The sequence below is a fragment of the Paenibacillus tyrphae genome, from assembly GCF_027925525.1.
Lineage (GTDB): Bacteria > Bacillota > Bacilli > Paenibacillales > NBRC-103111 > Paenibacillus_G > Paenibacillus_G tyrfis_B.
In genome coordinates, this window is the sequence record NZ_BSDJ01000002.1 from 51,713 (window position 1) to 67,071 (window position 15,359).

The 15,359-nt window shown below is 51.2% G+C and carries 9 protein-coding genes and 1 pseudogene; 1 reads left to right on the top strand and 9 read right to left on the bottom strand.

Going from position 1 to position 15,359, the window contains the following annotated elements; all coding sequences use genetic code 11:
* Nucleotides 1-11 precede the first annotated feature (11 nt).
* The 6 genes from QMG93_RS02410 to QMG93_RS02435 all read right to left on the bottom strand — a co-directional run bounded on the left by QMG93_RS02410 (nucleotide 12) and on the right by QMG93_RS02435 (nucleotide 13,150).
* Entirely contained in the window at nucleotides 12-5,192 is a 5,181-nt protein-coding gene (locus QMG93_RS02410; RefSeq protein ID WP_281933302.1) for an SDR family NAD(P)-dependent oxidoreductase, read from the bottom strand.
* A gap of 40 nt (nucleotides 5,193-5,232) precedes the next feature.
* Nucleotides 5,233-6,474, bottom strand: a complete 1,242-nt coding sequence (locus QMG93_RS02415) for an FAD-dependent oxidoreductase (protein WP_281933303.1) — start codon at nucleotides 6,472-6,474, stop codon at nucleotides 5,233-5,235.
* A 25-nt stretch (nucleotides 6,475-6,499) separates the two neighbouring features.
* Entirely contained in the window at nucleotides 6,500-9,730 is a 3,231-nt protein-coding gene (gene fabD / locus QMG93_RS02420; protein WP_281933304.1) for an ACP S-malonyltransferase, read from the bottom strand.
* A gap of 172 nt (nucleotides 9,731-9,902) precedes the next feature.
* A complete protein-coding gene (loaP, locus tag QMG93_RS02425) occupies nucleotides 9,903-10,478 on the bottom strand; it encodes an antiterminator LoaP (protein ID WP_281933305.1) in 576 nt (191 codons plus the stop codon).
* A gap of 255 nt (nucleotides 10,479-10,733) precedes the next feature.
* The gene (locus QMG93_RS02430) at nucleotides 10,734-11,933 is read right to left on the bottom strand and encodes an MFS transporter (RefSeq protein WP_309299646.1); all 1,200 of its coding nucleotides are present in this window, start codon (nucleotides 11,931-11,933) and stop codon (nucleotides 10,734-10,736) included.
* A 68-nt stretch (nucleotides 11,934-12,001) separates the two neighbouring features.
* Nucleotides 12,002-13,150, bottom strand: coding sequence for a serine hydrolase domain-containing protein (locus tag QMG93_RS02435; RefSeq protein ID WP_281933306.1), 1,149 nt, complete (start codon nucleotides 13,148-13,150; stop codon nucleotides 12,002-12,004).
* Between the two features lie 171 nt (nucleotides 13,151-13,321).
* Between QMG93_RS02435 and QMG93_RS02440 the strand changes: the two genes are divergently transcribed.
* Entirely contained in the window at nucleotides 13,322-13,783 is a 462-nt protein-coding gene (locus QMG93_RS02440) for an Lrp/AsnC family transcriptional regulator (RefSeq protein ID WP_281933307.1), read from the top strand.
* 96 nt (nucleotides 13,784-13,879) lie between these two features.
* On the opposite strand, the gene QMG93_RS02445 is transcribed toward QMG93_RS02440, so the two are convergent.
* From QMG93_RS02445 to QMG93_RS02455, 3 genes and pseudogenes are all read right to left on the bottom strand, one after another.
* Nucleotides 13,880-14,341, bottom strand: coding sequence for a phage tail protein (locus QMG93_RS02445; protein ID WP_281933308.1), 462 nt, complete (start codon nucleotides 14,339-14,341; stop codon nucleotides 13,880-13,882).
* A 398-nt stretch (nucleotides 14,342-14,739) separates the two neighbouring features.
* Nucleotides 14,740-14,862, bottom strand: coding sequence for a 4-hydroxyphenylacetate 3-hydroxylase C-terminal domain-containing protein (locus tag QMG93_RS02450; protein WP_281933309.1), 123 nt, complete (start codon nucleotides 14,860-14,862; stop codon nucleotides 14,740-14,742).
* A gap of 122 nt (nucleotides 14,863-14,984) precedes the next feature.
* Nucleotides 14,985-15,286, bottom strand: a pseudogene (locus tag QMG93_RS02455) (glucose dehydrogenase); the annotation flags it as partial.
* Between the last annotated feature and the right edge of the window lie 73 nt (nucleotides 15,287-15,359).

Here is a 15,359-nt window from a genome sequence, read left to right on the forward strand (position 1 = left end):
CGCGCCATGTGTCATGGATGTACGGTAACCAATTCCCGCCGATCGATATGGTATGGGTTACGTCCGCCTTCCGTCTTGATAAGACCTAATTGATGCAAAGGCCCTCCAAGAAGTATTTCCAAAGCCAACATCGCTTCCGGCTGCTCTACGGACCCGATTCCCATCTTCGCCATCCGCTTCCGGTAATCGCCGGAAGCCACGGCTCCGACGCTTCCCCAGTATCCCCAGTTCATCACTTTAACCGCATACGCGCGTTCATGTGCAAGCCATTGCGCAAAAGCGTCCTTGAACGCGCATCCGGCAGCATAGTTGCTTTGGCCGGGGGGCGTAGCGAAGGAGTTCATGGAGGAAAAGAACAATACGAAATCAAGGTCGTCGTGCCGAAATACGAGATCGATGCTGACGCAAACATCCGCTTTGGCAACCAATCCGGCCCGGAATCGGCTTTCGTCCATTTTCAGTATGCTGCTGTCCAGCAGAGCGATCGCTGCATGGATGACACCATGGATTCGCGTACAGCGCTCTTTAATGGTTTGATACGCGCGGTGCAGCTCTTCCGGGTTCGCCGCATCCGCACTTATATACTGTGGCGGAGGGCCGTGCCGCGCAAGCCTTTGCAAGCTTGCTTCGATGTCCGCATCCATCTCCCTTCGGCCGATCCAAAAGATACGGGCCTGATACGTGCGGATCATGTATTCGCTCCATGCAGTCCCCAGCCCGCCCGCGCCTCCGATGACAACGTATACGCCACCGCGCCGGTAGGCCGAACCGCTTGGTGCCGGACATGCGACCGGCACCAGCACCCGCTTATGCCATTGCTTACCGCGATAAACGAATGCGCCTCCCGCCGGGTCCGCCGGAAGCGCGAACAATTCCTCCCACGGACGATCGGCTCCGGCCTCCAGATCGGCAAGCCGAATGCTCCAGCCGGGATATTCCTTGGCGAGCGATCCGATCAGGCCATGAACGCCGGCATGAACAGGATCAACGCGATCGGCCTTATGGACGGGCTGTGTCTGGAAAGTGAGTACAGTCCACTGGAGCGGCTTGCTTCCGTATCCGATCCGAAGCAAGCTCTTCACCAGTCTAAACAGTTGAATCACTCCCCGCTGCTGCCCCATGATCATCGCTTCGCCCGAGATAGGTGCTTCCATATCCCCAGGGGAAGCGGGTACAATCCAGAGGAGATGATCGATGGGTCCGCAAGCTTCCAGCTTATGAGCCAGTTCGTCCAGCGTGTAATCCGTCGTTCCGTCCATGGCCAGCGCACCCGGATAACGCTTTTGAATCGCATTCCAATCGTGCATATTCCCGCCAATGACGACCATGCGATCATGTAAGGGGACCGGTGCGACGACATCGGCTGTAAGCCGGAAGGTGTCCCATACCGGTGTCAAGAGCACAGCGTCTTCAGGCAGCCCTGTCGGCAAATCGTCGGCAAATGGCCGCTGCGGCAATTCTCCTTCGAGGTTTCTGGAGGTGTATCTGTTGATCCGCACGCAGCATGCGCCGGATTCATCGCACATGTCAATATCGAGATACTCCACCTTGTCGCCTCTGGAGCTGCCGCTGCTGAACCGAATATACGCCCACATCCGCGGCGTGCACGGACGTATCAGCTCTAGCGTGTCCAGCGCAAATGGAAGCGGCGACTTCGCTGCGGCGGCGTCCGATTGTCGATCTCCATCCGCAAAGAGGATGGCCGCCTGGAGCGCTGCATCCAGCAAGCTCGGATGAAGCCGATATTGTTCTCCTGTATCCGAAATACAGGACGGCAGCGCCAGCTTGGCAAGAGCTTGCTCCCGCCCCAAGTACATTTCTTGTATCCCTTGATGACTCGGCCCATACTCAAGGCCCAGCTTTCGCAATCGTTCATAGCAAGCAGCAGCGCTCAACAATCGGCCGCCGACTTGTGTCTGTACAGCACTGATATTCAGATTGGCCCCGGCGAGGGCTGTCTGTATGGACGCCCTGCCGCTTCCGCATACGACAGTCCGGTTGTCCACCCGCTCCTCGTAATAAATTTCATACCGGATGTCGCCGTTATTGTCCGGGTATAGAGCGGTATGAACCGTGACCGCATCTTGGCCTACGCGAATCGGGTTCATCCAAACGACATTTCTTAGCGTAAATCCTTCTTGACTTTGCGCAAGCAGCCCTCCGGCTTGCCGCACCGCCGCTCCGGCCATTTCCAAATAAGCGGCGCCGGGAAGCACCCTGCTGCCTTTCACTTGATGATCGGCGATAAAAAACTCCCGCCCGCTGAAGACCGAGCTGAACTGCAGTTGATGAGCGCCGGAACGATTTCGGTGCAGCAGAGGATGAAGCATGACGGCACCCTCCGCCTCTGCCCCCTGCACGGACCGATGGTTGGACAAGCGAAACGTTTTCCGCTGAAAAGCATAAAGCGGCAAGCTGATTTTGGTATACCTCTTGTCACTGTTCAGCTCGGTCAAGCGCATGTCCGAATTGCAGAGCCAAAGATTGAGCGCGTTCTCCATGAAAGGCCGGTCCAGCTTCAGGCAAGTGATTGGCGTCCCTGCTTCCAGCTGCGCCGTTACAGCCGACAAGATTTGATCCGTTTCATCATCCGCATGGATAAAGGATTCCAGCCATTGTCCGTTATTACGGGCAACGCCGACAAGCCTGCTATGTTCTTTAATAACCGAATAGGGGCGGCCCGGTTTCATTTTGCTCCAGTTGCGGTTCATTACAGCCGCCGCTTCCCGAAAATCGTGATAGTTGTCCGCAGCGAGCCGCACCGCCATTTGTTTCGTGATCACATCGTCCGCCAGCAAATCGAGCAGTTCGTAAAACGGCGGATGATCAAATTGCCGCTGCTCTTGCAAGTCCCATTTCCGATTCAATTTTTGAATGGAACTTGCAATCATCAGCATCAACAGTCGCTTCGCTTCCGCCGGATTGAAAAGTTCAGCCGCTGCGGTAACTCCGTCAGCCCCTTCGTCCAGCCACCTTTTACTATTTGCCCCTGTAACGGATTGAATCGCCGTATGCCACTCATCCATCAACGTTTTAAACGTATATTGATTCGCGTACAGCTGTTTTGCCTTGTCCATCAATTGTGCGTACACACCGTCGTACCGGCTATCGGCAATATGCCTTAACGCACCAACGATTTTCTCCACATACGCTTCATCAAAAGCATAAGGCATCAGCATCTGCCCGCCGGATAGATACAGCGGCATGGACGGCCTTCCCGGTTGGATATCGTCGCGCTTCTTATGACCGGTAAGGACGGCCACGATGTCGTCGAGAGAGAGCATGCCACTGACCGCCAGGCTGACCCATGCTCCCGACTTCGATCCTGCCACGCAGGCCGGAGACCATCCAAGTTCCATAAGAGCCGATGCATGAATATAACCGGCTGCGAACAAATATAGTTCCCGATATTCGCAGCTCCACGTATCGTCATAAAACCCGCGCGCGATGCTGCTCTCTATTCCCAGCTTCCTCAGGACGGCGATGAATTGTTCCTCTCTCCTCTTCAGCAGAACACTTTCCGCCCCGCTCCAACCGATATCCTTATAGCCCTGCCACTTCGGATCGTCAACGTGCAAACACCAGAGCTGTTCCGCTGCGCGCGCGATGTCGGCGTTTTGTTCCAGCATCGCGCATAGATCCTGCTTGCTCTCAACCAATCCGCCGAACCGGTATAGGAACGACTCACGTCCCATAAGCAGCGACATGCATATATCGTCCAACGCCACCTCATTCATGAACTCCGTGCTTGCCGTCCACTGCTTCCAATCGGTGATGATCCGCTTCAGACTTTCCTCGCTTTTGGCCGATAAAACGAACAGCCTGCCGCCGGCCGAAGCAGCGGTTTTGCCGCTCCTGCTCTTCCTTTTTTTCGCTGCATTCGGCGCTTCCTTGTACTGTTCGAGCAGGACATGCGCATTGACACCGCCGAAACCGAATGAACTGACCCCCGCTCTCAATGGCTGCCCCTCTTCCCTGCTCCGCCATTCGCTTGACTCGGTTGCGATTTCAAAAGGAGTTGCCGCGAAATCGATGATCGGATTCGGCACCTTCACGTTAAGGGATGCAGGGATGGTCCGATGTTTCATCATCATAAGAACTTTAATGATTCCGGCCATCCCCGCTGCACTTTCCAAGTGGCCGATATTCGTTTTGACCGAGCCGATTTTGCAAAATCCGGAGTCTTCCGTATCCTGGCGAAATGCCTGGGTTAAAGCTTCCACCTCGATCGGATCACCGAGCGAAGTTCCCGTCCCGTGCGCTTCGACATACGTCACCGTCTCGGGACGAATGCCCGCCGACTTGTACGCGCTTAGAATGACATCGCGCTGCGCTTGGACTTTCGGCGCCGTGATAGACGGGCTTTTGCCGACGTGATTGACGGCGGAGCCTTTGATGATCCCATAGATACGGTTGCCTTCCTCCACGGCTTGATCGAGCCGCTGCAGCAGCAGCACGCCTACGCCGTCTCCCGGAACGTAACCGTTGGCATCTTTGTCGAACGTCTTGCACTGCCCGTCCGGACTCAGCATCCTCGACTTGGAGAAAGAAACATATTTCAAAGGATGGAGATTCAAGTTTACCGCTGAAGCGAAAGCGTAATCGCATTCTCCTTGCATCAAAGCGCGCCGGGCTTCATGAACGGCGACCAGCGATGAGGCGCATGCCGCGTTGACGGGTATGCTCGTTCCCCGTAAGTGGAATGCATACGAGATCCGATTGGCGAGCAGACTCTCATAGGTGCCCAGGCAGGCGTAGCTGTCTGCTGCGGACGCACCGCTACCGCTCAGCTCCTGAAGATAATCGGGTGACATGATTCCCGCGTACACGGAAGTCACCCGTTCCTGAAGCAACCGAAGCGGGATGCCCGAATCCTCAATGCAGCGCCACGTCTCCTCCAGCAGCAATCTGTGCTGCGGGTCCATACTTCCGGCTTCGCGGGGCGATAGATGAAAAAAACGATGATCAAAGTCATACACGTTGTCAAGCGAACCGCACCACTTGCTGTTGCTTTTGCCGGCTTCATTGACATCCGGGGAATAGTAATCCTCTACATTCCATCGGTCCGGGGGAATTTCGCGGATCGAATTCATCCCGGACACAAGATTTGTCCAAAACTGACGATATCCATCGGCATCGGGAAACCGGCAAGACACTCCTACAACCGCGATATCCACACGATTCAACGTCATCCTCCTCTCCTTTCCATTAACTTGAACTTCGTCGTAAGCGTCACGGCTTCATTAGCCCGGCGAAGCGGAGCAAATGGGAAAGCGAGGGCGGTTTATCGCTGTACCCGGATGTCGTAAGCATTTGCTCTTTCAGCAAATTCGGGCAGTTTCCCATTCGACGGAAGGCGGCGTTGCGCATTTTGACGAAAGCTGCGTTTTTCACGAACCAGCAAAACGTGTGGGCGGTGCTGTTCTGCTGAATTAACCGGACGTATTTGCGCCTCTTCTTTTCATACGAACGCAGCGTATTTTCGGAATAATCGCCGGTGCTCAGCGCCGCTTCCAGCGTGCCCGCCAGCTCCATCGCCCCTTGGATAGCCAAATTCATCCCTTGTCCGAGCGCCGGACTTAGAGCATGGCAAGCGTCTCCCAGCAGAACAGCTCCGTCCACCGCCCATTTTGGAGTATGCAAATAAAAGGCCGGTACGGACTGAACCTGCTTAAAGTCGGCGATTTGGGCCACCTCATCTTTCAGGCTGGGGTACAGGGAATGCAGCAATGCTTGCAAAGCTTCGATGCCTTCGTCTTTGATTTTCTGCCATAAGTCTTTGCGGAGAGCCAAATACACCCGAACCCGGTTATCAGGCAGTGGAAATGCGCCGCAGCTGACGCCCTGCCCAAAATAAAAGCTGGCTTCGGCCTCCGGAGTGATTGCCGTATGAAGCGTAAAAACGAACATTTTGGCCTTCTTCTCTTCGTAAGGATAAAGATTATATTTCAGGGCAAGCTGCTCCCTGATCTTCGATTTAATTCCGTCCGAGCCCACCAGCACTTTGCAGGCGATCGTCACGGTCCCTTCGTCCGAACTAGCTACAACTCCCGCCACCTTGCCGTTCGCATATATAAGCTTCTCGGCGTTAACGCCGGGATAAAGACGGACGTTCGGAAGAGCGGTTGCCGCATTGATAATGCCCTCGTGTATTTTTCGGTGCTCTCCGTTCAGTGCATATTTGACCGGCATATCCAGGTCGGCGTAGTTTCCGGTAAAGCACTTGATGCCGCCTATCGTACCGTAGTTGACCTTTGTCACCGTAGCGCAGTGCGGGCTAATGTCGGGAAGCACTCCCAGCCCGTTCAAAATATCGATGGTAACCGGTTGAAGAAAGTCTCCTTTCGGTATGTTTTGGAATTGCTTTAATCGATCAATCAGCGTAACGTTATAGCCTTTTCTGCCCATGGCAAGCGCCAATGTCGCACCTGCAATTCCTGCGCCGACAATCAATACGTCCGTGTCGATCTGCATACTCTCACTCCTCTCGTATTCATACTTATCCGGTGCGGAACAAACGTCTATTCAGAAGCTGCGCCGTCTCCTTCATCAAGGTGTCGCCAATGACATCGACATGCCTTTGTTGCCAACGTTCCATCGGAGTTCCAAGCACCCATTGATTAAATGCTCCCAAAGCCGGCCCGCAGTAAACCTGGTAATCGACCTTCGCTTCCACATCTCCTTGCAGCGCCAGCTTCGTTGCATGGGAAAAATACCATTTGAACAACAATGCCATTTTCGCTTTCGGGCTTCGCTCGGCTTGCTCAATTTCTCCCGCGCAATGCGTCTGCTTGACTTCCGAATAGATGTCTTCAAAGCTCTTTTTGAAATATTGTTCCTGAAGTCGCGATTTCGTCTTCTCGTCGATCTCGTCAATACTGTCGTGCTGGCGGTATAACTCGTACAATTTATTGGCTCTGGCCGGAAAATAAACGCCTTTCTTGAGCACCTGCACTTTCGCCCCGAGCTCAAACATCTCTCCGGCAGGCGCATATGCCGTATCCTGCACATTGATCTGCTGAAGCAAATCTTTGACCGCCGCGCTCGTACCGGCCTCCACGGTACACTGATTGATGGAGCCCGTCAGGATGAAATCGGCCCCCATGACAAAAACAGCCGCAGCGGCCTCGGGGGTTCCGATCCCTCCCGCCGCTCCGACTCTGATTTTTCGGGCATACCGGTGCCTGGCCATCATCGTCTCGCGAAGCGCAAGTATGGCCGGCAGCAGTGCCATCGCCGCCGCACCGTCCGTATATCCCGCGGAATCCGCTTCCGCGCAAATATCGTCCGCCATCGGCACGCTTCTTGCCCATTCCGCCTGCTCCTCCGTAATGCTCCGCTCGCGGAGCAGCTTGTCCACAATAGGATCGGGAGCGGGACTCATAAACAATGCCGCGATTTCCGGCCGGGAGCATTTGGCGATGATTTTATGCGACGACGCGATGCTGCCGTCACGATTGCGGGACAAGCCCATGATCCGGTATCTTACGAGCGCCGGCGTCATGGTCAAGAAACCTTTGGCCTCCACCCGGGTAACCTGTCGTCTCAAGAGCAGATCCACCATAGCGTCTTCCATTTCCGGCTGGCTCTGATTATGCACAACGTTCAGACCGTAGGGCTGGTTGTCCGCAAGCTCCCGCTGTATGGATAACAGCTCGGCTTCGATGTCGGCGATTCGCATTCCCCCGGTGCCGAGAAACCCCATCATTCCGGCTTTCGCAAGGCGTACGACCATCTCCTTCGAGGAGATGCCGCCGTACATCCCGCCTGCGATATAAGCCAGCCTCAGCCCGTAGTCTTTTTTGAATTCGGCGCAGCCCAAATGATCCGCGGTAAAAAGCTGCGGATGTCCGGCAGCTTGCTCCTCGCCGTTCGGCTGAGCCTGAACTCCTTCCTCTTCGTGTTCCTCCACGACAAGAGGGGCCGCATCTCTTTGAATGGCATGCACCAATTTGGCGACAGCAGAGCCGGGGCCGATTTGAACAATATCCTCGACCCCTCTGCCCATCATATAGCGGATGCTGTCCGTCCACTGCACGGGAGATGTGATCTGCTCCACCATATTTTCAACAATTGTTGCAGCGGTATAAGGTCTGGCCCACACATTGGAAATAACAGGAATATGCGGTGCGGCAAATGCAAAGCGCCGTACATAGTCCGCAAACTGCCGCTTAGCCGATTCCATGTAGCGGGAATGAAATGCGCCGCTTACATTCAAGACTACATAATTGCCGGCTCCGGCTAATTCGAAAACGGATTGCGCTGCGACGATATCATCTTTGGGTCCGGATAGTACGATTTGCGAAGGGCTGTTGATATTAGCGATATCGATCGTTTCCAGCCGATGGTCCCGCAGAACTTGACGCACCTTGTCATAGGCAAGTCCCAACACAGCCGCCATGCCGCCACCGGCAGCCTTGCTCATTAATTCCCCCCTGAATTTGACCAGCTGCAGCCCTGTTGCGAAGTCGAACACCCCCGCAGCGAGCAGCGCGTTGAACTCGCCAAGACTATGACCGGCTGTATAATCCGGAGATATGCCGGTTTCCTGCAAAGTCTGGTAATAGGTCAAGGCATTCACGACATATAAAGCGGGTTGTGTATATTCCGTACGGTTCAGCCGTCCTTCGCCGTCCTGCAAACATAAATTCGCTATAGAGTAGCCCAGCACTTCGTCTGCGACTGCAACGAGCTCCGGAAATTGCCCGAAAAGATGCTGACCCATCCCTTTAAATTGCGATCCTTGACCTGGAAATACGTACGCTTTCATGACGCGACTTCCTCCTTGGATAACGGGTTCAGTTGTTCGAAATTTTGCGCACAGGTTCCGCATACCTTCTTCTTCTTTTATAAAAGGGGCCAATAAGATAACGGTTTCCGATAATGAATCGGGTTTGAAATTCCGTCTGACGAATCCGGCAAGCGTGCCGCCCGGCCCCACATCCGCATAGGTGTGCGGACCTAACGCTTCAAGTGTCTCCGCCGCTTCGCGGAAACGTATAGGCTTTCTGGCGATCTGCCAAAAATGATCCGGCTCGATTTCGCTGGCAAAGCCGCCGAGCATACAAGACATGTAGGGAATTCGCGGCTTTTGAAAGGTAAACCGGCTCAAATAATCGACGTATGAGCGCTCCGCCTGATCAATGAGGCCGGAGTGGAAAGCGAACGATACCGGAAGCATCTGACTGACCACCGAATTGTTTGCCAGCCAGCTCCCGATGTGCGAGAGCGCTTCATGCGGCCCGGAAATAACAAAATGCCCGTCATAATTGACGGACACCAGCGTACAATGTTCGATTCCGGGGATTTGTTCGAGTAATGAATGATGAGCAAGCACAGCAAGCATAGAACCCGAGCTGCAATGCCGCTCAAAGCATTTCGCCTGCTCCATAACGCACCTAAGCGCATCTTCCGCGGATAAAATGCCCGATACCGCAGCGGCGGCGAATTCGCCGAGACTGCTGCCAAGCACGTAATCGGGCCGCACCCCCTCAGCTATTAATGCTTCAGCCAATGCGAACTCTACCATAAAAATAGCAGGATGAGAGAGCAGCGTCCTCGTGAAGGATGTACCCGGAGAACCATTCTGGTAAAGATGCTGCACGATGGATTCTCCGCTCAGCTCAATCGCCAGCTTGTCCAGCTCGGACATCGTGTTTTGAAAGCGAACATTGCCGACGAACAGCTGCCTGCCCATTTGGTAGTAATGAGACCCTTGGCCCGCAAACATAAAAACAACAGATTTCCCCAGCGCAGATCCCTCCATATCGGCATAGCTTCGCCCGATCATCTGTATGTAACATACACACTACGAAAACGTTATATGTCTTCAGAGCTGCTCCAACGTACCGAAGCATCGTTTGGATTCACTTCTGAATTTTGGAAACTGCACCAAATCGAGTTCAATGAACCCCCAGCATATCCAACACATGAATCCCCACATCAAAGCCTACTCTTTTCCGCATAAACTCCAGTGAAATTCGCGCCCTATTTTTGCGTCTATCGATTTTCTCGATGATTGCTTCCTTACCTTTAAGCGGGCCTTCGCAAACGATCACTTTTGAGTTCTCTACGTATACAGTCGAAAATCCGATCGTTGCGTTACTATCCATAAGCTGCGTAATTAAAGCCATTTCCTGCTCTTCAATTTTGAAAAATAAGTTCGATTCCTGCTCGGCATCCATACCGCTTTCCTGCAAGCTCTCTCTTGTGTCCCTCCTGTTATACTTATTTAAAAGCCGATAGCACTTCGGAATTTGTTTTAGCTCATAGTAAGAATTCACGTTCATCCGGGTTTTAATCAGCACGTAACCGGGAAACATCGTTTTGCAAACTTCGTATGCCCTTCCTTGTTTGCGTTCCTGCAACTTCCGCTTTGGCACAATCGCATTGAGCTCCGATTCGTCAAAAACATGGCGAATTCTCGTGCGAACAAAGTCTTCTTTTCCCGTTTCGACAAATAATGCATACCAATCCATCAACTCTCCCCTTCCGTGCTTTGTTGAGAATTAGTTTAATACAAAGTTAAATTATTTAATATTTGTAATTATATAGGATATTATCATAATATGTAGATTGTGGTCAAATGTTATCAGAAAATTCAAGCATTGCCTTGCAGTGGCCTTCGTCCGAGGCGCACATTTCCCTCATTCCTTCCCTAGCGCCACTGTTACTATTGTAAGAATGCCGTCGGACGTTGAGGATGTGCAATTCTACGAGTTTTATGGGTAATTTTACTGGCTAATCCCCTTTTCCTTCATACCTTTTGAGTTAAAGAAAACAATTTTTATGACAATACAAGCAAGGGCTAACACAATAAACAGCAAGCCGCTCCATATGGTCCCTTTCACGCCTAAAAAATCGATAAACATTCCGCCTGCTGCCGAACCGATGAACACGCCAAGATTGATGAAAGAAATATACAGCCCAGTAGCAAATTCAGGCGCTTCGGGAGCCTCGGATGTTAACCATATCTGCGTTATAATGAGTCCGCTGGTATGAACCGCTCCCCACAAGACCATGATCAAAATAATAGGTACGATAGACGCCGTTTCTCCTAAGGAAAGCAAGAAGTAAGAGAGCGCTAATACGATCGGTTGGAGCACAGTCGTTCTCGCCATATGGATTCCAATCAGTTTCCCCGCGAGCAAGTTGCCGGCCACTCCCCCGATACCGAATATGACAAGCATGACACTGACGGTCTCTCCGTTCATCCCCATCACTTGTTCCAAATATTCGGCAGAATAACTATAGACTGAAAACATTGCCGCAAATATAAAAGTTGCAGCGCCAATATTGATCCAAAGGGGGATTTTACGCAATATACCGAGCTGCTTCCCATAAGTTATTTTCTCCGCTTTCGGCGTTTTCGGAAGCATAATGGCGATCCCGATCCCAGCAGCGATGTTGACAAGGGTACAGAATAGAAAAGCGGCCTCGAATGAGAATTGATGCTCGATATAGGTTGTTATCGGAATTCCAAGTACCATGCCCATACTGGTTCCGACAAATGCTTTGGCGGAAGCTTGCGTCGCTTTTTCCTTAGGATACAGTGAAATAGCCGTGACAAAAGCCAGAGAAAAATAGACGGGATGGAACAAAGCCGGAATCATCCGAAGCGCCAGCAAAACATAAAAATTCGGAGCGAAAGCTGACAATAAACTGCTCCCGGCAAAAATGAACAGACATGTCATCAACACATTTTTTCGGTTAAGTTTGGAAAGCAGCAGTACCATAAAGGGACCAAACAACGCGATGACAATCGCAAACGCGCCAACGAGCATCCCGGCCTGCGATGTGCTGATGCTGTAGCGTTCAATGATTGCCGGCAGTATCCCGACAACGCCAAATTCAATGGTGTATACGCCAAATAAACCCAGTGCAATGAAAAATATAGGGTTCATGGTCTTTTTAGCCGAACTGAATTGAACCAACCTCTCCACTCCCTTGTATAAAAGAGCCTGGTCCTGATCATGCCGTACCAGGCTCTTAAACGCATTCTTTATTGCTTGATTCCGTCGTAAACGGCTTTGCAGAGATCGACGGTAAACTGACCCGACATGCCTTCCAGCGCGGTATTGGTAAATGCCACAACGCTGAGCTTCCGTTCAGGATCAACGAACCACGAATGGCCGTAGGTTCCGCCCATCCGCCAGGTGCCCGGTGATTCCGGCGTGCCTGCGGCGGCAGGATCCTTAAGCAACGTAAATCCAAGACCGAAGCCTCTGCCCGGCCAATAAGCCATCGGCAGATCACCGATCTGGTTAGTCGTCATTTCGCGAACCAGCCGCTCAGGCAGCAGCGGCGTTCCTCCCTTGCGCAAGGTTTCCAGCAGCTGTAAAAAGTCATGGGCGCTTCCGACCATGCCGGCCCCGCCGGAAGGAAAAGCCGATTCGTCAAGCGCCCGGCTAGGGGCAAGCCGGAAGCCCGCCGTGCCTTCCACGAATGCCAGGCTGTCGGGATCATGCATAGGCCGCGGCACTGGAACATCATTGGCATAAGCAGTGGTCAGCCGCTCCGGGTCAACGGCAGTAAATCCGGTGTCATACATGCCAAGCGGTTTCAGCACCAAGGAATAAACGGCTTCTTGAAGCGGCATTTCAGTAACCTTGGCGATAACGGCGCCCAGCACGTCTGTCGCGATCGAATATTTCCACTGAGTACCTGGCGTGTAAAGGAGCGGAACAGAGGCAATACGGCGCAGGTTCTCTTCCAATGTGATACCGGCCTGGTCCATCCCATCTGACACCCCTGCACGATGATAGGGACCATTCTCTTCCTGAAAGAAACGGTAAGTCAGCCCGGCCGTGTGCGTTATTAAATGTCGAATCGTGAGCTCCGCGATATCGCCATTTTGCAAACGCGGCTGAAAGTATGGAAGCCATCGATCAACGCGATCGTCTAGTTGGAGCCGGCCTTGCGATATGAGTACCAAGGCAGCCGTTGAAACGATCGGTTTCGATACGGAGGCAAGCCTGAACAAGGCATTTTCTTGCATCGGATTGTTCCTCTCACGGTCGGCAAAACCGGCAGCACCGTTATAAACCAGCACTCCGTCTACCGCCACCTTAACCACAGCGCCAACCAGCCGATTATCGGTAAGAGTACGCTCGATAACTTCATCCAGGCTTGTATCTAAATTCTTACTCAACTTTCATCATCCTTCCTCAATAGTTAAAGCCTTGATTACTTTACTATTGTGAGTTTATTATAATTATTAAGTTGAGTAATTTACATAAAGCATTCAAGTTATATCTACCCTAAAACAAAGAAAAACGAGTTAGTTGATGAGGAAATCCTTAAAATTAAAGGAGCGGTTTCGATGGACCATATTGATAAGCAAATCCTATATTATCTTCAAGGCCAGGCAAGAATTTCAATGACGGAATTAGGCAAGTGTGTCGGGTTATCACAACCCGCAGTAACGGAGAGAGTAAAGCGTATGGAGGAAAAAGGAATCATTGAAGAGTACCGCACCACGATTTCCCCTGAAAAAATCGGAAAAGGCGCAGCAGCCTACATTCTGTTTCGTACAAGGGAGTGTCATGCGTTCCTTGATTTTTGCCGCTCATCTCCCGATGTCATCGAATGCCACCGCATAAGCGGAGAACACAACTATTTATTGAAAGTAATGACTGAGTCCACACGATCTCTCGAAGAGTTCGGAAATCAATGTGATAAATACGGGACCTACACCATCCTTATCGTCATGTCATCGCCAATCGAGACTAAGTTTCTTATCCCTTCGCTGGAAGAGGCAAGCGTACTTGGCGAGTTAGATTAATGTGGGCTCGGCACCACAAAAAAGGAATCCGGTGTCAATCCGGATTCCTGACATTGTGATTATTTAGCTTGGGTTCCAAATGCGATTTTCCTTACCTTAATATTCCCCTTTGATTACAAAAAACGAGCCCCGAATTGTTCCAGCTAATGCTGACTTCTGTCTGGCAAACTTAAACTTCCCTTCTAATTCCTGTGGTACCTCCATCCCCTCAGAAAGCTTAAAACCAACGGCCCGCTTCTTAGGGTCATCCATCGTATACATGACATTGATCCCAAGACCATCCTCATAAAAGACATAAGCAAATTTTATATTTTCAACTTGAAAACGCGATGTTTCTAAAGGTTTGGCCGCAAACTCAATATCTCGCTCTTTCAAAATTCGGTTCACATAATCAAGGGTCTCCTGACTTTCACTAGCTGGTACAACCGTAAATTCGTGCTTGTATTTGTTCATAAAGTAACGGGCTTCATTGGCACGTAAACCAGCAAGCGCTTCTGCTACAGGAGAAGACTCTAAACCAACCGTGGACACATTTTTAAAGTTTACAATATACGACATTTCTATCCCTCTTTTCTCCTTTTATGAAATCCGCATTTCGCCAAAAACCATGAAATGAACGCCCTTACGAGCCTTACAACTACTGTATCATAATCCACGCCACAAAAAAAACTTGCCGTTACTTGCGGTATTGTTCAGCGTATCATCTATAGAGCGAAAGCCAAAGGCAAGGCACCCGAACGGGTGCCTTCTTATATGCAGCGTGCCTCTGGGCAGGCTGCACAAGAAAAAAAACGCTGATCCGATGACGGTTAGTGTTCTTTTGGTTTGGGATCATTCTTATCTTTGCACCAGATTGACATCGTGTGGGTCCGTCCAACCATCAAGGTCATAATCGCTCATGCACTGCTCCACCATGTTTTTGAACGCCTCGGCAGATCCGCTGTTTACAGCTTCCATCAGTGCGTGAATGCGGAGATCTCACAATTGCCGGTATAATTTCGTTCGTATAGCCCATGCCGGCCGCCAAATTCGCTCCCGATCGCGTCCCAGAGCAATTTATTCAGCTTAATCTTCTCCATACTGTCATACCCGCCCGAGCCATGGGAGAAAACACTCTGTAAGCCGTTCCGTGTTCCACATTCGGCAAAACCGTTCCATTAGGACCCGGATTCGGATCTTTAGCCATTGCGGTACTTAATGCCCTATTTATCCACTTTAGGTTTAAGATTCTAGAATCACAAGGGTTAGGCTTAAAAGATTCAGGAGGAGCACCTGGAAAAGCTCCTGGACCTTGGGTTCCAGCTACTGAATAATAAGATAAAACAAACCATTATAATATAATCCTGGATGAAATTCCAGCCCTAACAATCCCCGTTCATCATATCCGCCACTAGAAAGACCTAGTTTTAAGATTCGTGGGCTAATATTAAAAAAAGTTCTTATAACTCCGTTTTGTATGTAAAAGATCTCTCCTACCTGAGTTGCAATAAATAAGCTTTCAATTAACCTTAACTTTTATCAACTTAAATTTACCCCCCCCCTTCCTATTTTTTTTTATAAGAATATGATTAGAACT

What these genes read in the sequence shown, in the direction of transcription:
- QMG93_RS02410 (WP_281933302.1), bottom strand. Translation starts at nt 5,192, where the DNA reads ATGACGTTGAATCGTGTGGATATCGCGGTTGTAGGAGTGTCTTGCCGG.
- QMG93_RS02415 (WP_281933303.1), bottom strand. Translation starts at nt 6,474, where the DNA reads ATGCAGATCGACACGGACGTATTGATTGTCGGCGCAGGAATTGCAGGT.
- fabD (WP_281933304.1), bottom strand. Translation starts at nt 9,730, where the DNA reads ATGTTTGCGGGCCAAGGGTCTCATTACTACCAAATGGGCAGGCAGCTG.
- loaP (WP_281933305.1), bottom strand. Translation starts at nt 10,478, where the DNA reads ATGGATTGGTATGCATTATTTGTCGAAACGGGAAAAGAAGACTTTGTT.
- QMG93_RS02440 (WP_281933307.1), top strand. Translation starts at nt 13,322, where the DNA reads ATGGACCATATTGATAAGCAAATCCTATATTATCTTCAAGGCCAGGCA.
- QMG93_RS02445 (WP_281933308.1), bottom strand. Translation starts at nt 14,341, where the DNA reads ATGTCGTATATTGTAAACTTTAAAAATGTGTCCACGGTTGGTTTAGAG.
- QMG93_RS02450 (WP_281933309.1), bottom strand. Translation starts at nt 14,862, where the DNA reads ATGGAGAAGATTAAGCTGAATAAATTGCTCTGGGACGCGATCGGGAGC.